The 18,600-nt window shown below is 43.8% G+C and carries 19 protein-coding genes and 1 riboswitch; of the genes, 3 read left to right on the top strand and 16 right to left on the bottom strand.

The window, feature by feature from the left end; translation table 11 throughout:
- Together EV211_RS03400 and EV211_RS03395 are read right to left on the bottom strand one after the other, a co-directional pair.
- Complete coding sequence (locus EV211_RS03400; protein WP_133528028.1) at positions 1 to 906, bottom strand: DUF975 family protein; 906 nt, start codon at positions 904 to 906, stop codon at positions 1 to 3.
- Positions 907 to 930: 24 nt separating this feature from the next.
- A complete protein-coding gene (locus EV211_RS03395; protein WP_133528027.1) occupies positions 931 to 1,749 on the bottom strand; it encodes a DUF975 family protein in 819 nt (272 codons plus the stop codon).
- An 89-nt stretch (positions 1,750 to 1,838) separates the two neighbouring features.
- Between EV211_RS03395 and EV211_RS03390 the strand changes: the two genes are divergently transcribed.
- The 3 genes from EV211_RS03390 (at position 1,839) to EV211_RS03380 (ending at position 4,117) form a co-directional block, all read left to right on the top strand.
- The gene (locus EV211_RS03390; RefSeq protein ID WP_133528026.1) at positions 1,839 to 2,474 is read left to right on the top strand and encodes a thiamine diphosphokinase; all 636 of its coding nucleotides are present in this window, start codon (positions 1,839 to 1,841) and stop codon (positions 2,472 to 2,474) included.
- 26 nt (positions 2,475 to 2,500) lie between these two features.
- Positions 2,501 to 2,600: riboswitch (TPP riboswitch) on the top strand.
- Between the two features lie 45 nt (positions 2,601 to 2,645).
- Entirely contained in the window at positions 2,646 to 3,287 is a 642-nt protein-coding gene (gene thiT, locus EV211_RS03385; protein ID WP_133528025.1) for an energy-coupled thiamine transporter ThiT, read from the top strand.
- A gap of 53 nt (positions 3,288 to 3,340) precedes the next feature.
- Positions 3,341 to 4,117 (top strand): enoyl-CoA hydratase-related protein, encoded by a 777-nt coding sequence (locus EV211_RS03380; RefSeq protein ID WP_133528024.1) that lies wholly within the window; start codon positions 3,341 to 3,343, stop codon positions 4,115 to 4,117.
- A 69-nt stretch (positions 4,118 to 4,186) separates the two neighbouring features.
- Here the strand turns inward: EV211_RS03380 and EV211_RS03375 are convergent, their stop codons facing one another.
- From EV211_RS03375 to gap, 14 genes are all read right to left on the bottom strand, one after another.
- Positions 4,187 to 4,435, bottom strand: a complete 249-nt coding sequence (locus tag EV211_RS03375; RefSeq protein WP_133528023.1) for a hypothetical protein — start codon at positions 4,433 to 4,435, stop codon at positions 4,187 to 4,189.
- 76 nt (positions 4,436 to 4,511) lie between these two features.
- The gene (locus EV211_RS03370; RefSeq protein WP_133528022.1) at positions 4,512 to 6,125 is read right to left on the bottom strand and encodes a HAMP domain-containing sensor histidine kinase; all 1,614 of its coding nucleotides are present in this window, start codon (positions 6,123 to 6,125) and stop codon (positions 4,512 to 4,514) included.
- Positions 6,112 to 6,807: a response regulator transcription factor gene (locus tag EV211_RS03365; protein WP_133528021.1), complete on the bottom strand. Its 696-nt coding sequence runs from the start codon at positions 6,805 to 6,807 to the stop codon at positions 6,112 to 6,114. Before EV211_RS03365 ends, EV211_RS03370 begins: the two co-directional genes overlap by 14 nt.
- A gap of 12 nt (positions 6,808 to 6,819) precedes the next feature.
- Positions 6,820 to 7,269, bottom strand: a complete 450-nt coding sequence (locus EV211_RS03360) for a COG2426 family protein (RefSeq protein WP_243108540.1) — start codon at positions 7,267 to 7,269, stop codon at positions 6,820 to 6,822.
- Complete coding sequence (locus tag EV211_RS03355; RefSeq protein ID WP_166635354.1) at positions 7,266 to 8,303, bottom strand: lysylphosphatidylglycerol synthase transmembrane domain-containing protein; 1,038 nt, start codon at positions 8,301 to 8,303, stop codon at positions 7,266 to 7,268. Before EV211_RS03355 ends, EV211_RS03360 begins: the two co-directional genes overlap by 4 nt.
- Positions 8,278 to 8,964, bottom strand: a complete 687-nt coding sequence (locus EV211_RS03350) for a polysaccharide deacetylase family protein (protein ID WP_133528019.1) — start codon at positions 8,962 to 8,964, stop codon at positions 8,278 to 8,280. Before EV211_RS03350 ends, EV211_RS03355 begins: the two co-directional genes overlap by 26 nt.
- Positions 8,955 to 10,046: an MGDG synthase family glycosyltransferase gene (locus tag EV211_RS03345; RefSeq protein ID WP_133528018.1), complete on the bottom strand. Its 1,092-nt coding sequence runs from the start codon at positions 10,044 to 10,046 to the stop codon at positions 8,955 to 8,957. The genes EV211_RS03350 and EV211_RS03345 overlap by 10 nt, the downstream gene beginning before the upstream one ends.
- 101 nt (positions 10,047 to 10,147) lie before the next feature.
- The gene (locus EV211_RS03340; RefSeq protein WP_133528017.1) at positions 10,148 to 11,776 is read right to left on the bottom strand and encodes an acyl-CoA dehydratase activase; all 1,629 of its coding nucleotides are present in this window, start codon (positions 11,774 to 11,776) and stop codon (positions 10,148 to 10,150) included.
- On the bottom strand, positions 11,773 to 13,044 hold the full coding sequence (locus EV211_RS03335) for a 2-hydroxyacyl-CoA dehydratase subunit D (RefSeq protein ID WP_133528016.1): 1,272 nt from the start codon (positions 13,042 to 13,044) through the stop codon (positions 11,773 to 11,775). Before EV211_RS03335 ends, EV211_RS03340 begins: the two co-directional genes overlap by 4 nt.
- Before the next feature lie 77 nt (positions 13,045 to 13,121).
- The gene (locus EV211_RS03330; RefSeq protein ID WP_133528015.1) at positions 13,122 to 15,128 is read right to left on the bottom strand and encodes a sodium-translocating pyrophosphatase; all 2,007 of its coding nucleotides are present in this window, start codon (positions 15,126 to 15,128) and stop codon (positions 13,122 to 13,124) included.
- A gap of 101 nt (positions 15,129 to 15,229) precedes the next feature.
- The gene (gene secG / locus EV211_RS03325) at positions 15,230 to 15,463 is read right to left on the bottom strand and encodes a preprotein translocase subunit SecG (RefSeq protein WP_133528014.1); all 234 of its coding nucleotides are present in this window, start codon (positions 15,461 to 15,463) and stop codon (positions 15,230 to 15,232) included.
- Between the two features lie 89 nt (positions 15,464 to 15,552).
- A complete protein-coding gene (gene tpiA, locus EV211_RS03320) occupies positions 15,553 to 16,302 on the bottom strand; it encodes a triose-phosphate isomerase (protein ID WP_133528049.1) in 750 nt (249 codons plus the stop codon).
- Positions 16,303 to 16,322: 20 nt separating this feature from the next.
- A complete protein-coding gene (locus tag EV211_RS03315) occupies positions 16,323 to 17,507 on the bottom strand; it encodes a phosphoglycerate kinase (protein ID WP_133528013.1) in 1,185 nt (394 codons plus the stop codon).
- Between the two features lie 19 nt (positions 17,508 to 17,526).
- Positions 17,527 to 18,546 (bottom strand): type I glyceraldehyde-3-phosphate dehydrogenase, encoded by a 1,020-nt coding sequence (gene gap / locus EV211_RS03310; RefSeq protein WP_133528012.1) that lies wholly within the window; start codon positions 18,544 to 18,546, stop codon positions 17,527 to 17,529.
- Between the last annotated feature and the right edge of the window lie 54 nt (positions 18,547 to 18,600).

The raw sequence follows: 18,600 nt of genomic DNA, 5'->3' as shown, positions 1-18,600 counted from the left end.
TTACTTCTCGATCGTCTCAGTTCCGGATCTTCCCGCTCTGAGTTTTTCATAGAATCCCACCAAAGTTGTATATCCGTACTCTGTCAGCAGCATGAACGGTATCGAACCTATCATTACTGTGATTGCCAGCGGAAGACTTATCATCTGATGTGAACCATTAGGAAAAATAGTGCTCACGAAGAATACCAGGGCTATCAAAGGTACCAAAGCCGCTATCAGCCATCCGATGAATGACATCATAAGACTGAAAAGTTTTCCCTTATGATGATCCATAAGCTCGTTGCTTTCGCTCAGGCACTTGAATATGCTCTTGCTCCTGTCATCGGCCATGATCAGGTAAGCCATGCTGTACTTCAGCTCAGAATAGACAACGAATACTATCGATACTACGAAAGCCACCAGTATCACTATCATAATGAGTACGAAGAACAGATGATTATAGATGATTATCTTGCCTACATTATCTACAGTTGCATAGACTAAAATATACGAAAAGGCACATACCAGAACAATCATCATAGGCCAGTAAATAAGCAGCGTTTTAACCACATACAGACCGACTGACTTCAGATAGTCTCTGAATCCGCTCACTATCCTTCCCTGCTCTGCATGGCCGTTTCTGGAGAAGTTTATGAAGAAATCAGCTCTTCCTAAAGCCATTGGCCCACACACCAGAAGTCCGTAAATAATAGTCAGTAAAGGTAAATCTATTGACTCCCCTTCTGAACTTATTACGAGAGTCCCCGAGTAAAATGTCATTATAATGCATTCAGCAAAAGATACTATTGCGAAATACAATAATACACCCCAGAAAACATTTATCCAATTATTTATTAATTTATCTCGTGCCGACAGGCGCATGATCTCCGCGCTGTCGGTCACGATAATATGTTTATCGTCATTCATAAACTAGTCTCCCTAAGATAATGATCAGAACTGACCCTGACCACTGTTATCTTTATTCTCATCAGACCCAGAGACGAAGTAATGGTCTGCTTCATTAAATGTCGGCTTTGATTTAAGATTGCCTGTCATCATATCATACATTACGGTCTGGCCTGTCTTGAGATATGCTACAGCTACGCAATAAAATGCTGTAGCAATGACCGACAAAGCGAAAGATATCACATCACTGCTGATTATATCCTTATTCGAAACGAGACCCAGCGGTATAGCTCCTAATATCATCCATCCGATATATGAAATATCCAGACAGAACAGTTTGGCTTTGTTTCCATACATCATATATTTACTCTCAGCGATGCACTGCATGATACCTTTAGATGAATCGTCGGCCAAGATGTAGAAAGCCTGGCTATATCTGAAGGCTGCAATTATCCCCGGTACTATGAGCAACAATGACCAGAAGAATGTAAACAACGCAACCATGACAGAAAGGCCAAAACACTTGAAGTAGTATTCAAATCCATTAAACACATAACCGGGATTAATGTCCTTCTTTCTGAAGAATGCTATCAGGAAACTGCACATACCAACTGCGAAGACGCCGGTAAAGAACATCTGATAAAATCCCGCCAGATATGATACTTTCACATTCTGCCCTACAACTTCATTATACTGCGATATGGTTCCTATTGAAATAAAGTTATTCATGAAATCAGGAATGATACCTATCATTACATCATACAAAAAAACTCCGAGAGCCACCGGTATCCAGTTATTGGTAAGAGCCTTTCTCGCTATGGCTCTCATTACTCTGCTCTCTTCATTAACAATTATTCTATCCAATTTGATTCTCCTTATTTATTTCTAACTCGTATTATTATATAATAGAAACAGGTTTAAGGCAAATCAAATTATTGAAATGGAGTTCTATCATGAATAAATGTCTGATAATCACATCCCACGTCGATGCCATAGAGAAGCTGGCTATAAACAGTGCCGACTATGATTGCGTCATTTGCGCTGATGGTGGTCTTCTGGTAGCGAATAAACTTAAAATAACTCCTGATCTGCTCATTGGCGACTATGATTCCATGGCTATGCCTGAAAACACAGATCTTATCAAACTACCTATGGAAAAGAACATGACCGACAGTGAAGCCGCTATAGATCTGGCTGTTTCCAAGGGGTATGATGACATAACCGTACTGGGTGGTCTGGGCGGCAGGTTCGACCACACTATGGGTAACATCGGCATGCTGGCCAAATACTCGGGCAGCAACACAGGGCTTACCTTTGTTGACGGTTGCAACCGTGTGTTCATGTTGGAGCCGGGCACCTATGAAATACCTAAGTCAGGTCACAGATATCTGGGTCTGATTGCCTACGGCGGCACAGTGACCAGCCTCACCATCAAAGGCGTCAAATACCCTCTGGTCAATCACCTTCTCACCGATGACACCACCCTAGGCGTCAGTAACGAGATCCTTTCAGATTCCGCCCACCTTAACTTCAGGAAGGGAAGACTTCTGGTAATTCTGTCTTCTGATGTTGACAATCACAGTAGATAGTATTATGATTGTAGTCGTTGCAATTAAATATTAGCTAGGGGAGCTTGAGCTGAGACTTGCCGCAAGGTAAAACCCTCATAACCTGATTCAGTTAATACTGACGTAGGGAAGCAGAAAGTCAGGAAGAATACTCTTCCATTCCCCTCCTTAACAGAACTAGGAGGTTTTTTTATGTTTAAGGATCTGCAAGGATTCATGGAATCCACTCGCGGACAGATAGTCGTTATCTGCGTGATAATAGTTATTTTCTTATTGATACTTATACCAAGGAAAGATCAGAAGAACAAAAAGGCTGATGTAAAAGCCATGACCATTTCTGCCCTATTGGTAGCTATCGCTATGGTACTTGGTCAGATACAGCTTTTCCGCATGCCCCAGGGCGGCGGTATCACGCTGCTTTCAATGCTGCCGATTGCCCTTTGTTCCTACTATCTGGGCACTCGCAGAGGCATAATGGCCGGCATGTGCCTGGGCCTTTTAAATCTGATCTTCGGACCTTATGTCATTCATCCACTACAACTTTTGCTGGACTATCCTATTGCCTTCGGTGCCATGGGTATGGGCGGTATATTCCGCAATCAGAAAAACGGTCTAACAAAGGGTTACCTCTTTGGCGTTTTCTGCAGGTATATATGTGCTGTGGTTTCCGGGATCGTTTTCTTCGGCGCCTATGCACCGGCAAATTTCAACGCTGTAACATGGTCACTCTGGTACAACCTGACCTACCTGGGAGTGGAAGCTGCTATTACTGTAGTCGTCATCTCTCTTCCTCCCGTCAAGAAAGCTCTTAAGGGGTTGAAAAGCCAGATATAAAATGTTAAGATATTAACAGAATGATAATGCTTTGAAGAAAGGGAGTTTTTCAAATGTACGAGAATATCAAATATGAAGTTAAAGAAGACATCGGTTATATCACCATCAACAGACCTCAGGCTATGAACGCTCTGAACATGGACGTTCTGAACGAGCTGACAGAAGCATTGGCTGAGATCGAAGCCGATGATAAAGTCAAGGTAGTAATAGTCACAGGTGAAGGTAAAGCCTTCGTTGCAGGCGCTGACATCGCTCAGATGAGCAAACTCAACGCAATTGAAGGCAGAGCTATGATGGCAGCCGGCCATAAAGTAATGAACACCATAGACCAGATGGAGAAACCGTTCATCGCAGCAGTAAACGGATTTGCTCTTGGCGGAGGTTGTGAACTTTCAATGGCCTGCGATATCAGAATAGCTTCTGAGAAAGCAAAGTTCGGCCAGCCTGAAGTCGGTCTAGGCATCATACCTGGATTCGGCGGAACCCAGAGACTTGCAAGATTCGTTGGCAAAGGAATGGCTAAATATCTGATCTACACAGCTGAGATGATCAAAGCTGATGAAGCATATAGAATCGGTCTGGTAGAGAAAGTCGTAGCACCTGAAGAACTTATGGCTGAGGCTGAGAAAGTCGCTAAGACTATCGCTTCCAAGGCTCCTATCGCTATAGCCACCGCTAAAGTCGCTATCAACAACGGCTTCGATATGGATCTGAAATCAGCCAGTAGACTTGAAGTAGAAGCTACTACATCATGCTTCGCTTCCGAAGACAAAAATGAAGGAATGGGCGCATTCCTTGAAAAGAGAACCCCAGAATGGAAGAATAAATAATCCAACCTAAAGAATCCAAAGAAATCCGTGTTGCTGACACGGATTTCTTTTAAAGTCTTCGTAGAAGACTTAGATATTTCGCCTGCTCTGGCGGCCACTGAACCATGCTCCCGTCACCCCTGTCAAAAGCATGATAAACATCAATATCAATAGCGGATCTCTGACAATCAATGACTTCACAGACAAAAACACATATAGCGCTACCAGATTAATCGGTATGATCAGTCCGAATATCGGATTGCGGCATTTGTAGCCTATAAGGAATTCCACTCCCGCCATAGCTACTACCAGTATAAATGATGATGTCAGATAAAGCATGACCGTTCCCCCTTCTATGATACATATTAACAATACAATCATAACAGGGGCTTGCACCTGTCTTAAGTTTATCTTATTACATTCTTAACAATCTTATAGAGAACTCCGTCTTCATGCCTTTGTCAGGCTTATCCATTACCTCTACAGTACCCTGATGGCGTTTGACTATTTTGTTCACCATGGCCAGACCCAAGCCCGAACCTCCGCTGCTCCTTGACTTTTCTCCCATTACAAACGGGTCGAATATATCGCCTTTGATTTTCTTGGAAATACCGATGCCGTCATCGCCTATCTTGATTGTAACGCTTATATCGTCATATTCTATACGGCAGTACACAGTCTTGCCCGGCTTATTATATTTCATGAAGTTGTTAACAAGATTGCTGTAGACTCTGTTGAATTTACCTATATCTAAATTCACCATGATAGACATCTCCGGTATATCAACATCGACGAAATATCCTGCTATCTCAAGCTCGTCGAAAGCCCTGGCGAAAAATTCCCTGGTATATTCACATATGTCTACCGGTTTCATATCATAGGAATAATCCGGATGATCCAGCTTGGTATAATCGTGTATCTCGTTTATCTGCTCTGCTAATGACTCAGCCTTGTCGGAGATAATGCTCAGATATTTATCCTTCTCCTCCGGCGGTACCATACCGTCGCTTATTGCCTTGGTATATCCCTGGATTACTGTTATAGGCGTCTTAAGATCGTGGGATATATCCGATATTATCCTTTGGTTTTCATTCTGCAGATGCTGATTCCTTTTTTCCAGTTTATATAGTGCAGTTGACATAGCGTTAAAATTATCACATATATCGACGAATTCCTTCGGTCCTGCGTATTGCACCTGTTTTCCTGTCTCGCCACATGACACTTCATTCATTCCCTGTTCCAGGATCCTCAGTGGTTTTCTGACACTTCTGCTTATCCACAAACTGAATAGTATCAACATCAATATGTACATACAGGCGAATCCTATACCAACCGCAAGAAATATTCTTTCTTTCTTTCCAAGGCCTCCCCTGACCCCTTTTTTAGTATGGCTGACTATAGTGTACTTGTTTCCGGATGTATCAGTGAACCTTATCTTGTTTAATTTATATCCGTTCAACTCTCCTTTACTGATATATGCATACTCAGTATCAGTATATCTTTCTTTATCTGAAAAAACAGTAGATATTACTATTGCATTGTCATAATCCGGATCCACTACATCGGTATTAGAATCTACACCAGTGTCCTTCATACCCACAGTCGTTGAATATATTATCACACAACCCTTGTTTCTTCCCTTTTTAATAATATCACTGTCGAAGTACTTTTCTGTATTATAGTACGGAATTATCTTCAGCAAAGCGCCTGTATACTTGATGCTTTTTTGCCCGGTCCTGCTGGTATAAACAGTCCTTAAGTTGCTGTCGATCACATCTATATATCCATCTTTACCTACATAGGGATCCACATCAATATCTCCGTAATTACTGACGGTGGTTTCCTTATATACTTTTGAGAGATCGTTCAACTTGTTGTTTTTATCGAATTTATCCAAATTGATGACTGTAACATATAACACAAAAAATAGAAGTATAACCAAAAGAACGGAAAAGACTACGTAATTTCTGATGATTATATTGGAGAACTTCCCCTTGATTCTTTTGTTCTTGTTCTTATTCTTTATCAATTTTATAACCTATTCCCCTGATATTTCTTATGTATTTAGGATCCTTGGAATTATCGCCAAGTTTCTCTCTGAGCTTGGAAATATGAACCATCATAGAGTTATCATCTGTGTCATAGTAATCGCCGAAGGTGCTTTCGCAGATCTGCGCCTTAGTAAATATTCTTCCCGGGTGTTTCATAAGCAAGGCCAATATCTTGAATTCAGTCGGCGTAAGGATGATCTCCTTATCCCCTTTCTTAGCGGACATTTTCTCCAGATCTATGGTAAGATCCTTGATGGTATATATCGATCCGTCAGTCTCCTTATTATCATTCAACTCATAATAACGTCTGAGATTGGATTTGACTCTGGCCACTATTTCCAGGGGATTGAATGGCTTGGTCATATAATCATCTGCGCCCATGTTCAGCCCCAATATCTTATCGCTGTCCTGATTCTTGGCAGACAGGAATATAATAGGGAAATTATGATCCTTCCTTATTTTCATAGTCAGTTCATAACCGTCCATATTAGGCATCATAATATCGAGAACTGCCAGATCCACCTCGTGTTTAGTGATCAGATCGTAAGCTTCCACTCCATCTCTTGCTACTATGACATTATAATCATTGCTCTTCAGATACAGTTCCAGAAGATTTGCAATATCAATGTCGTCTTCAGCTACTAAAATCGTATAACTCATTTTCTCTCCCTATTAAAGGCTTATTACGCCTACAGTAAGTAAAGTAACTATCAGTCCCGCAGTAATGACTCCAAGGAGTATCATTGGCACTGCGGATTTTAATCTCATATCAAGCATGGCCGCTATAAGCGCGCCGGTCCATGCGCCCGTTCCCGGTAATGGTATGGCAACAAAAATAAACAGACCGAACTTCTCGTATTTTTGGACTTTCTCGGCCTTAAGCGAAGCTTTATTTTCCAGTTTGGTTACCCATCTGTCAAGTCCTGCGCTTTTAGTCCTCATCCATTTGAAAATACTTCTGATGAAAACTATGATAAATGGTACCGGAACCATATTCCCTATAACTGATATGACCATGGCCAGCCAGGGATCCATGCCCTGAGCTGCTGCTATTGGTATAGCTCCTCTGAGTTCCACTACCGGAACCATTGAAATTAGAAATGTCGATATTATCTTAGTCATTTGTCCTTCTTTTTCATTAATCTATACATGAAACAACATACTGCTATTCCAGTTATTATAACACAGATATAAAAGTTAAGGCAACGGGTAAGGACCATAGCCGGCCCCAGCAGTTTTTTCGGATACATCAGGCGAAATGCTATTATGAAGGCTCCCTCGCTTACGCCTACTGCTCCCGGCAATGGAAGGAAAGCGACTACTACATATAATATCGACTGCAGGGATATTATCTGAAAGGCAGAATAACTATCCAAGCCAAAACCCATATATACGAAATACGGTACGCTGAACATAGCAATCAGCTGAATGGCCGTAGTAACCAGAGACTTTACAAGCAAGCCTTTGTTCTCTTTGAAATAAACTGCGCTGCTCCTGTACTCCTGGATCATGAGATCCGCCTTCACCTCAAGCACATCAGCCTTTTCTTTGCTGAAGCGCCTCACTATCCCTACGCCGAAAGCACAGATCACGGATATGGCACGCTTGGAAAAAATCGCCATAAACAAGAATATCACTATAAGAACGCTCACTAGTATCCCTATTAGCAATATGAATCTTCCCCTACCCATAGTTTCCACCAGCAACCGCCTTTGTGCAACATAACCTGTCACTGCATATATGGTAGCTATGATCTCGAAACTCATGAGTTCAAACAGCAACGCCAACGTCCCATGTGAAACCGGCACACCGTCTCCATGCATGAAATAAAGCTGCATAGGCTGTCCTCCTGACGATGAAGGTGTGACCGAACTGAAAAAAAAGCCTACTATGGCATATTTGACAGCTTGAAAAACAGATATGTCATCTCCGAAAGCATTGAGAGGTCTGCCGATGTTAAGGCCCTCGCCGGTAGCGAATACCGCCATAGCGAGGAGACCACCTAGGATATACCTGAACTTTACCAATCGAATCGAAGTGACTATTTCTCCGATGCTTATATGCCTGAAAACCACATATATCGTAAGGCCCAGCACTATGAAAAATACGACTCCATTGATGAGTATCTTCTTAATCGTCGATGAGTTTGAATTCATATCCTTCATCCTTCCAGATAGGAATGACCTTTTTCAGTGCTTCTATGGTCCTTAGAGGCGCGTGATTCTTTCCTCTTCCATCATGAAGACAGACTACATCGCCATTTTTCGTGCGTTTCAATAGTTTTTCCGCGATTATATCAGCAGTAGTATTGCCCCTCCAATCCTCTGCCATTACATTCCAGATGACCTTCTTCAGGCCGTTTACATCCATATTCATAAGGGACCAGAGATTGACTTCACCCCATGGAGGTCTGTAGTATTTCGGATCAGCTCCGAGATTTCTCAGTATAGCCACTGTATCATGGAAATCTCTGTTCGTATAAGCCGGCGTACTGATCAGAGCGCTCCTGTGTTCCAGGGAATGAACGCCTACCTGATGACCTTCTGCCATTACTCTTTTGACCGTTTCCGGATATTCTGCCGCGAAGGTGCCCACCATGAAGAAAGTCGCCTTAACGTCCTGCTCAGCAAGCAGATCCAGCAGATCAGCAGTGTACTGAGAAGGGCCGTCGTCAAAAGTAAGGTATATCACTTTCTCAGATCTGTCGTGACTGGTCATATATCTGGTCTTGCCAACTACTGTAGGAATGACGCCATAGGCCAGCCCTGCAGTACCCGCTACTGCCAACAGTGCTTTTTGTTTTTTACTTAACTGCATTTCAACTCCGCTTTCCCCATATCGCTTAGTATTTCTGTTATTATATCACATTTTTCATCTTTTTTTACTATGGTGTACATATTGTCTTTCATGGCCTCAATGTCGCCGGCATTGTTTATGTATGCTTCAATGTCGTCTGCGGTGGCATCTTTCTCATACCACAAAACTCTGCCTATGTGTTTTTTCTCTATGTATCTGGCATTGCCTAGCTCCTGCAACAGGAAAGGCCTTACTATATACATCGGCGTACCTGTGTTTATGGCTTCGAACATTGTCACTCCGCCGGGTTTGGTGATTACAGCATCGGATTCCTTCATTAGTTTACTAATTTCTTCAGTATATCCCAGTACCCGGAATCCCGGATACTTGTCAGCCATCTTTGTTTCCAGTTCCTTATTTTTTCCGGCTACTATAGTGACACGCACATCATCCATATGAGACAATCTGTCAAGCAGTTCATCGCTGCCCGGCAGCAATCCCAGTCCACCGCCCATAACGAGGAGTTTTCTCTTTTCTTCAATGTCTTTCTTAGTTGTTTCATCAGACTTGAATTCATTCCTTACAGGAACCCCTGTGATCCTGATGATGTCAGCATCTACTCCTTTCTCAATAAGAGTAGCTTCCGTCTCTTCCGATGATACGAAATACAACCTGGTATCCTCTGCTATCCAGTCGCTGTGCGCCGGAACATCTGTAATGCATGTGTACATAGGTATACTGTTTCCGCTCATTTCTTTATATGCTGAAATATAATTTGAACAAAGTGGAAAATCAACTATTATAGCATCAGCATTGTTGTCTTTGACCAGCTTGCTTATCCTCAATGCTATGATATACTTCAGCGGCAGACCGCTAACTTTATTACTTGCATTGCCGATAGCGTTATACAATCTGGCATTCCTGAATACCAGCTGATCATAGCATGTATAAATGAGTTTACTTGTTTTTGGCAGTAAAAAAGACATGAAATCTACGATGGTAGCCTTAATGTCACTATCGTTTTTCTCTATGTCTTCTTTAATGGCTTCAGCCACTTTATAGTGCCCCATGCCGAAGCGCGCCGTTAAAATCATGATATTCATATATTCATACTCCTTTTGAATTATGAATATATTATAACTTCCAATACTTAATCTAACCTTAACTAAATATTAAAATTCTATTACAAATTTGCCGAAAATTCCTATTTCCCCTCAGCAGCATCTAAAGCGAACAGAGCCGCGCCTATAGCGCCGCAGAGATCAGGGATCTCCGGAACTATGACTTTCTCTCCAATCATATCCTCTATGCACCCTACTACACCTTCATTGCGGGCGCCGCCGCCTGTCATCATATATCTGCTTTCGCCTCCAACTCTGTTGACAAGGGCCATAGTCTTGGAAGCCACGCTTTTATTGAGGCCGTGAACGATATCTGGTATCTGTCTGTTATCTGCTATGAGCGAAACCACCTCAGATTCCGCAAAGACAGTGCACATGCTGGAAATAGTAATATCTTCCTTCCACATGGCCCCGGCTTTACTAATTCCATCCAGATCCATTTCCAGGACTTTAGCCATATTTTCCAGGAACCTGCCGGTGCCTGCCGCGCACTTGTCATTCATAGCGAAATTCTTTACCTTGCCCATATCGTCCAAAGATATGGCCTTGCTGTCCTGGCCTCCTATATCTATTATAGTTCTTACTCTGTTATCCATATGAAATGCCCCTCTGGCGTGACAGGTTATCTCCGTGACACTGTCGTCGGCAAAATCAATATTATTTCTGCCGTAGCCTGTAGCAACTATAAGAGCTATGTCATCCTTTGCCACCCTAAGGGCCTGGAAGGCTTTCTCAGCGCCCTTACTGGCCTTGGCTCCCGTACGGACAATAGCGCTGTCTACGAGGCTGCCGTTTCTGTCTAGAACCGCAACATTAGTAGTAGTCGAACCACTGTCTATGCCTACGAAATATTTACCGTTTCCTGTCATGGTCTTCTCCTCCCTTATGCCCATACTTTCCACCAGACCGCCGACTCTCGTGGATAACTGTCCCAGAGACTGCATAGTGAAGTCTGTCTCTATTTTCACCATGGGCACTGTTGTTTTCCGCCTGAGGCTCTCATATTCGAAGCCGTAGTAATCGCAGAACTTCACCGTGTGATATATGATCCCTGCAAGATATGGATCTTCTGTAAGTTCTCTCCGTCCGGCCAGATCAGCCATACGCAGACACGGGATCTGCCCAAGTAACTTTGCGGCGTAAGCCTCCATCAACTGGGAAAACCCTTCGTCTGCCGGCGACAACTGTACTGACCTGTTGCTGCTGCATGTGAGATCCCTCACCGGCAAAGGCACCATGTCATTCACCGTGCTGTACAGGCCGTCGCCAACTCTCGCGCCCAATAAAGCAATATACTTTTCCCGGGGTATTTTTTGTTCAGGTACAAAAGCCAGCCTGAAGAGTTCGCTGTCGAAGGTTTTCCCGCTGTAACGGCCGTATTCCTCCGCCAGGCGCATAAGTTCATCTCTAAGGTGGATCCTGGCGCAGCTGTTGTCGTTGTGGGGCAGGTCCATTATGAATATAAAGTCCATGTCATCCTTCAGAACATCATATACCCGCCTGACACTGTCGCAGCAGTTTACCATAATTAATTCTTTGATACCACTGTTATGGACATTCTCCAGAAACGCCTTCATGTGACTGCACATATTCATATGGGTCACAGATTGGGCGTAATCGAAATTGCTAGCCTCAGAATTCAGTAGCCTTGGTTCAGCTCCAAAGGCCTCCAGTAATTCCACAGGAGTATATTTACAAGTGTATCCTATCATTTCAACGCCTCCAGCTGTTCTATGAACGCTCCTATCCTTGTGACCATCTGACCTTCCTGAATATTTCTGCTATCACAGCCATCTCCATCCAGAGTAAGAGTAGGAAAACCTGCCTGTTCAAATGCCGCCTTGGCCATAGGGCCGCATCCAAGGGTCTGCTTGCAGCCCCAGTGGCAGAAATACAGAATACCATCTATGTTCATCTTTCTGGAATACTCCAGAACTCTGTCTATCCTCCGCTGGCCAGAACCGTTGAAATGATTCTTAAGCATCTGCCTTGAAAGAGATTCATATGGCTTAGCAGGATCCAGTTCGGTGAATCCGTCATAGATCATATCACAGCTAACAACTTCGATCTTGTCATTGTAGTTGAATATATCAGCCACAGACTTCTGCCAGTAAGGCATCGTGTGGACCCACATTATCCTTACGCCCGGCGTAGACTCAGGCAGCTTCTTCAAATCTCTGATCATCCGCTCTGTATACTGCAGCACTTCTTCAGATCCCAGAAGCACGTGGGTTGCGAAGATATCAAGCATATGATAGGTTATCTTGGTTTTCTCATGTTTCACAGCCTTAAGTGCCAGTATTTTCCTGTAGTTTCCAATGGTCTCAGCCGCCCTGTTCATTATTCCGGCTAATTTCTCCGGATCCATGTAACGCCCGGTAGTCTCCTGGAGGAAATCCACCATATCGTGAAGCTGGCTGGCCATATAATCTACATTGGTCTTGCTGCAACCTGTAGGTACATCCAAAAGAAAATGCGGCACATGGAAATACTCAGCCAGGTATCTGAAAGAGAGCTGATTGGCATCGCAGGCCATTGAAGTATTGACTATGCAAGCCGGCTTTGGCAAAACTCCTGTCTCTGCCATGCCTATGAGCATCTTATGATATGAACAAAGGGTTTCCGGTACGCCACATTCTTCTGCTTTCTCAAGGAACACATTTTCACAGGCAGAGGCTGTCATATAGCAACCGAGGCCTTCCGGAAATACCGGTTTAAGGCCCATAGCCTGCAGAAACTCACAGGGAGTGAATATGCTTACTATGACCGTACCGTCCGGATGTGCCAAAGGCCCTGCCATAGCCTCATTACACAGATACATAAGGTACTTACGTGCAGGCAGATCTTCCTTATTTCCTGCGTATCTTGTGACTACTCCAAAACCCCTGAAAGCTCCTATGAGGATTTTTCTGGCTCTGCGCGGCTTCCTGCGTATCTCTTCTGTTGTAAATTCTCCAAATTTCTTAACCAGGTCTTTCATCGTTACCTCTTATTAAAAAGGACCGCAGTACAGACGAAATCTCGTATGTGCTGCAGTCCTCATATTAGCTTAATTGATTAGAGCAAGCCAGCTCCGAACAGTGGTGCGAATACCAGTGAAACGATAGTCATGAGCTTGATCAGAATGTTGATGGAAGGACCGGATGTATCCTTGAACGGATCTCCGACTGTATCTCCAACAACAGTAGCTTTATGGGTTTCAGAACCCTTGCCGCCATAATTGCCTTCTTCGATATACTTCTTGGCATTATCCCATGCGCCGCCTGCATTAGCCATCATGATAGCCAGCAGTACGCCTGATGACAGTGCTCCTGCAAGCATTCCGCCAAGAGCATCTGAACCGAGGATAAAACCTACTGCAATAGGAACTACGATAGCCATAAGGCCCGGAACGATCATTTTCTTAAGTGCTGCTGTAGTTGAAATATCTACGCACTTAGCATAATCAGGCTTGGAAGTTCCTGCAAGGATACCTTTATCCTCTCTGAACTGTCTTCTTACCTCTTCTATCATTTCGTTTGCAGCATCACCAACTGAATTCATAGTCATAGCTGTGAATATGAATGGTAACATTGCTCCTATGAACAGACCGATAATAACGATTGGACTCAACAGGTCTATGGCATGTAAGCCGGACACTGTTGCGAAGGATACGAACAGTGCCAGTGCAGTCAATGCTGCAGAACAAATGGCAAAGCCCTTTCCTATGGCTGCAGTAGTGTTACCAACTGAGTCAAGTTTATCTGTAATATTTCTTACGTCTTCTGGAAGCTCTGCCATCTCGGCAATTCCTCCGGCATTATCTGATACAGGACCGTAAGCATCAACTGCTACAGTGATTCCTGTGATCGACAGCATGCCGACAGCGGAAAGAGCGATTCCATATACACCTGCGAAGTTATATGAAATGTAGATTCCTATAACGATGCAGATTATTGGCCAGAGAGTTGAAAGCATTCCTACTCCCAGTCCTGAAATGATTGTAGTTGCGGCACCTGTCTGTGACTGTTCAGCAATTTTCTTAACATGCTTATAGTCAGCTGAAGTGTAGATCTCAGTGATCTTGCCTATGGCAACTCCTACTATCAGTCCTGCGATGATTGCATATGCATAATTAAATGTTCCAAGCATGACCTTACTTAGCCACAAGGACGCTACTACTACGATAGCAGCACTTATATAAGTGGCCATATTAAGAGATTTAGCCGGGCTTCCCTTATCGCTTCCTCTTACACACAGAATGGCTATTACTGATGCTATCAGACCAACTGCTGCAAGGATCAACGGGAAGATGGCTGCTGTGCGCTCATCAAACATAGCGCTTACTTCAGCCTGCTGTACAGCAACTGCTGCAAGTGTAATAGCTGAAATTATAGAACCAACGTATGACTCGAACAGGTCAGAACCCATTCCTGCAACGTCTCCAACATTGTCTCCAACATTATCTGCGATAACGGCCGGGTTCCTTGGATCATCCTCAGGGATACCTGCTTCGACTTTACCTACAAGGTCAGCGCCGACATCGGCTGCCTTAGTGTAGATACCACCACCTACTCTTCCGAAGAGAGCCATGGAAGAAGCTCCGAATCCAAATCCTGTTACGCATTCCACTACAGTAGCCAGATTGAGTACGCTGAATACGATTCCTAGTCCAAAAAGACCAAGACCTGCAACACAGAGACCCATAACTGATCCACTTCTGAAAGCGATCTTCAATGCTTTAGGCATTCCCGATTCCATAGCGGCATCGGCTGTCCTTACATTACCAAGCGTTGCCACGTTCATTCCGAAGAATCCTGCTAATACTGATAACAGTGCTCCGCAGAGATAGAGAACTCCTGTAGTCCAGTTGATACAGATTCCAAGTGCCAGGAACAGGACTACTATGACAACGGCCATGAACTTATACTCTCTCTTCAGGAAAGCAAAAGCTCCTTCTCTGATAAAACCAGAGATTTCCTTCATTCTGTCGTTTCCATCACTGCACTTCTTTATCCAGGCAGCCAAACCAAAGGCTACGAGTAAAGCAATTATTGCGCAGATAGGAGCAACAAACTTCAACATATAATACCTCCTCTTCGCTCATTAAGTTATAAGAGGCACTCGTAAAAGCACCTCTTTAAAAGCGAATGTATAAAAATTATCAATAAACACTTAATAAGTGATTATTTGCCCAGGGTAACTAGTACTAGTGACAATACTATAAACACTACTGACAGAACTATGGTAATTCTGTTCAATATAGCTTCATAACCGCGGCTCTTCTTCTTGCCGAAAAGCTGCTCTGCTCCGCCGGCGATAGAACCGGACAGACCGTCACTGTTACTGGACTGCATAAGTATCACAAGAATCATCAGTGCACTTACGATCGCTAAGACAACCATCATTGCAGTATACATTAACTAACCTCCTCTTAGAACTGAAACAGTTCTGAATATAACTATCTAACTTTATCACAATAAACTTTAAAAATCAAGTATTTTAGTTCCTAAAAGTTGATGATGCCCATAAACTTATCGGGTTTAAGGCTTGCTCCGCCTACGAGGGCGCCATCCACTTCTCCCATATTCATGATTTCTGTGGCGTTTTCCGGTTTGACACTGCCGCCATACTGGATAGTGACCTGATCGCAAACGTCTTCGTCATAAAGTTTTTCTAATACTCTTCTGATAAGGGCGCACATTTCTCCTGCCTGCTCAGCGGAAGCTGTCTTGCCCGTGCCTATAGCCCATATCGGTTCATAGGCAATGACCATCCTTGCTACCTTATCAGCTGAGAGTCCATCCAGATCTGCCTTGATCTGATTTTCCACTATTTCTGATTCTTTCCCGGCTTCCCTTTGCTCCAGGTTTTCTCCTACACAGAGGATAGGGACTATATCGCTTTCGTTTAATAACTTTTTGAGTTTGAGATTTACTGTTTCATCTGTTTCGGCGAAGTACTGCCTTCTCTCGGAATGACCGATTATGCAGTAATCCACGCCTATTTCCTTCAGCATAGGCAGAGATATCTCCCCTGTGAAAGCACCTTCGTCCTCAAAATGCATATTCTGAGCTCCGACGCCTATGCAGGTACCGGCAAAAGCCTTCTTCAGTGTCTCAAGTTGTGTGAAAGGCGCGCAGATCGCTGTCTTCACATCTGTATCCTGATACAGTTTCTTGAACTCTTCAGCGAATTCAAGCGCTTCTTTATTGGTTTTAAACATTTTCCAGTTTCCTGCTATAAAGGGTATTCTCAATGCCATAGCTAAACCTCCTGCTATTTATCTTCTATTACGGCGATTCCCGGCAAAACCTTGCCTTCAAGGAATTCCAGTGAAGCGCCGCCGCCTGTTGAAATATGTGTCATTTTGTCTGCAAATCCAAACTGTTCCACTGCAGCTGCAGAATCTCCGCCGCCTATGATCGTTATGCCTTTACACTCTGCCATAGCCTTTGCTATAGCCTTTGTGCCTTCAGCAAAGTTAGACATTTCGAAGACTCCCATAGGACCGTTCCATACGACTGTCGCAGCCTTTGCGATAACATCCGCATACATTGCAACTGTCTTAGGACCTATATCCATGCCCATCATATCCGCAGGAATCTTATCATTATCTACAGTTACTATTTCTGTATCGTTGGCGAATTCCCTGCCGCAGACTACATCTACAGGCAAGAGCATTTTCACTCCGGCTGCCTCGGCTTCCTTCATAAGGTCGCCGGCAAGTCCGATGTTTTCTTCATCCAAAAGTGATTTGCCTATTTCCAGGCCCATCGCTTTAAAGAATGTGAATGACATGCCTCCGCCTATGATCAGCGTGTCGACTTTGCCGATGAGATTCCTGATAACCGGGATCTTATCTACTACCTTCGCTCCGCCCATAATTGCAACGAACGGTTTCTTAGGATCTTCCACAGCGCTGCCCAGGAATTTCACTTCCTTTTCTATAAGGAAGCCCGATACTGCCGGAAGATAATCCGCTATGCCGGCCGTTGAAGCATGGGCTCTGTGAGCCGTGCCAAAAGCCTCCTGAACGAATATCTCTGCCAGTGACGCAAGTTCCCTGGCGAAGTCTGCTCCGTTATCCGTCTCTTCCTTCCTGAAGCGCACGTTTTCCAGAAGCATTACCTGGCCCGGTTCAAGGTCGGCTGCAGCCTTCCTTACCCGGTCGTCTACTACTGTAGGACTGCTTATGAACAACACATCCTTATTCAGGTATTCAGAGAGCCTGTCAGCAACAGGTTTCAATGTGAACTCCATCTTGGGCTCGCCCTTAGGCCTGCCCATATGTGACATGAGAATCACTTTGGCGCCGTGCTCCATCAGATAATTGATGGTAGGCAAAGCCGCCTTTATTCTGGTATCGTCGGAGATCTTGCCGTCCTGCATAGGTACGTTGAAATCACACCTGACGATTACTTTCTTTCCTTTGACATCGATATCCCTGATAGTTTTTTTCATAATCGATTCCTCTATTCTCCTATCTGTGATCCACTTCATACATGTGTTTGATGATCTCCAGAGTTTTGCTGGAATAACCGTACTCGTTGTCATAATAAGCAATGAGTTTGAAGAACTTGTCATTAAGCTCGATACCTTCTCTTGCATCGAATATGGATGTATGAGCATCTCCTACGAAATCGCCTGAAACTACTTCATCATCAACATATTCTATTACACCGTGAAGGTCAGTATCGGCAGCGTTCTTTACGGCTCTGCAGATATCTTCATAGGAAGCTGACTTCTTCAGCATTATGTTCAGGTCGATAACAGAAACATCTGCTGTAGGTACTCTGTATGATATGCCCGTCATTCTGCCTGCCAGATCAGGGATAACCAGACCAACTGCCTTAGCTGCGCCTGTAGTAGATGGAATGATATTTCCAAATACGGATCTTCCTGTTCTCCAGTCTTTCAGGGAACGGGCATCTACTACCTTCTGCTTGGCTGTTGCCGAGTGGATCGTAGACATAAGTCCCTGGTCGATGCCGAAGTGATCGTTTACGACCTTGCAAAGTGGTGCCAGACAGTTAGTAGTACATGATGCGTTAGATACTACATCCATGTCAGGCGTATAGTTATCTGAGTTTACTCTGTAAACAAAAGTAGGCGTGGTCTTATCTTTCGCCGGGGCTGATATTATGACCTTCTTAGCTCCTCCGTAAGTAATATGATCCATTGCCTTTTCTGTAGTAGTATAAGCGCCGGTAGCCTCTACAATGTACTCGGCTCCACAACGATCCCATGGAATGTTCTTAGCTTCGCCTTCACTGTAAACAGGTACTTTCTTGCCGTCAATGAGAAGTCCGTCCTCATATCTGCCCAGTTCCTTAGGAAATCTGCCGAAAGTACTGTCATACTTCAGCATGTAAACCATGTAATCAATGTCTGAATTACGAACATTGATACCTGCTATTTCGATCTCGGGCATATCCATTGCTGCCCTTATTACGACTCTGCCAATTCTTCCGAATCCGCTTATACCAACTTTAATTGCCATCTCAGTATCCTCCTCGAATTAAAAATTAGTAGTGATTGATTATTGATTGATTAA

This window comes from Aminicella lysinilytica, from assembly GCF_004362975.1.
Classification (GTDB): Bacteria; Bacillota; Clostridia; order Peptostreptococcales; family Anaerovoracaceae; genus Aminicella; species Aminicella lysinilytica.
Note: the sequence above shows the minus strand (reverse complement) of the source record. Positions and strands in the feature narration are given on the sequence as shown.

What these genes read in the sequence shown, in the direction of transcription:
- EV211_RS03365 (WP_133528021.1), bottom strand. Translation starts at nt 6,807, where the DNA reads ATGAGTTATACGATTTTAGTAGCTGAAGACGACATTGATATTGCAAAT.
- secG (WP_133528014.1), bottom strand. Translation starts at nt 15,463, where the DNA reads ATGTATACTGCAATGATGGTTGTCTTAGCGATCGTAAGTGCACTGATG.
- EV211_RS03340 (WP_133528017.1), bottom strand. Translation starts at nt 11,776, where the DNA reads ATGATAGGATACACTTGTAAATATACTCCTGTGGAATTACTGGAGGCC.
- EV211_RS03330 (WP_133528015.1), bottom strand. Translation starts at nt 15,128, where the DNA reads ATGTTGAAGTTTGTTGCTCCTATCTGCGCAATAATTGCTTTACTCGTA.
- EV211_RS03390 (WP_133528026.1), top strand. Translation starts at nt 1,839, where the DNA reads ATGAATAAATGTCTGATAATCACATCCCACGTCGATGCCATAGAGAAG.
- EV211_RS03360 (WP_243108540.1), bottom strand. Translation starts at nt 7,269, where the DNA reads ATGACTAAGATAATATCGACATTTCTAATTTCAATGGTTCCGGTAGTG.
- EV211_RS03375 (WP_133528023.1), bottom strand. Translation starts at nt 4,435, where the DNA reads ATGCTTTATCTGACATCATCATTTATACTGGTAGTAGCTATGGCGGGA.
- gap (WP_133528012.1), bottom strand. Translation starts at nt 18,546, where the DNA reads ATGGCAATTAAAGTTGGTATAAGCGGATTCGGAAGAATTGGCAGAGTC.
- thiT (WP_133528025.1), top strand. Translation starts at nt 2,646, where the DNA reads ATGTTTAAGGATCTGCAAGGATTCATGGAATCCACTCGCGGACAGATA.
- EV211_RS03335 (WP_133528016.1), bottom strand. Translation starts at nt 13,044, where the DNA reads ATGAAAGACCTGGTTAAGAAATTTGGAGAATTTACAACAGAAGAGATA.
- EV211_RS03400 (WP_133528028.1), bottom strand. Translation starts at nt 906, where the DNA reads ATGAATGACGATAAACATATTATCGTGACCGACAGCGCGGAGATCATG.
- EV211_RS03315 (WP_133528013.1), bottom strand. Translation starts at nt 17,507, where the DNA reads ATGAAAAAAACTATCAGGGATATCGATGTCAAAGGAAAGAAAGTAATC.
- EV211_RS03380 (WP_133528024.1), top strand. Translation starts at nt 3,341, where the DNA reads ATGTACGAGAATATCAAATATGAAGTTAAAGAAGACATCGGTTATATC.
- EV211_RS03345 (WP_133528018.1), bottom strand. Translation starts at nt 10,046, where the DNA reads ATGAATATCATGATTTTAACGGCGCGCTTCGGCATGGGGCACTATAAA.
- EV211_RS03350 (WP_133528019.1), bottom strand. Translation starts at nt 8,964, where the DNA reads ATGCAGTTAAGTAAAAAACAAAAAGCACTGTTGGCAGTAGCGGGTACT.
- EV211_RS03355 (WP_166635354.1), bottom strand. Translation starts at nt 8,303, where the DNA reads ATGAATTCAAACTCATCGACGATTAAGAAGATACTCATCAATGGAGTC.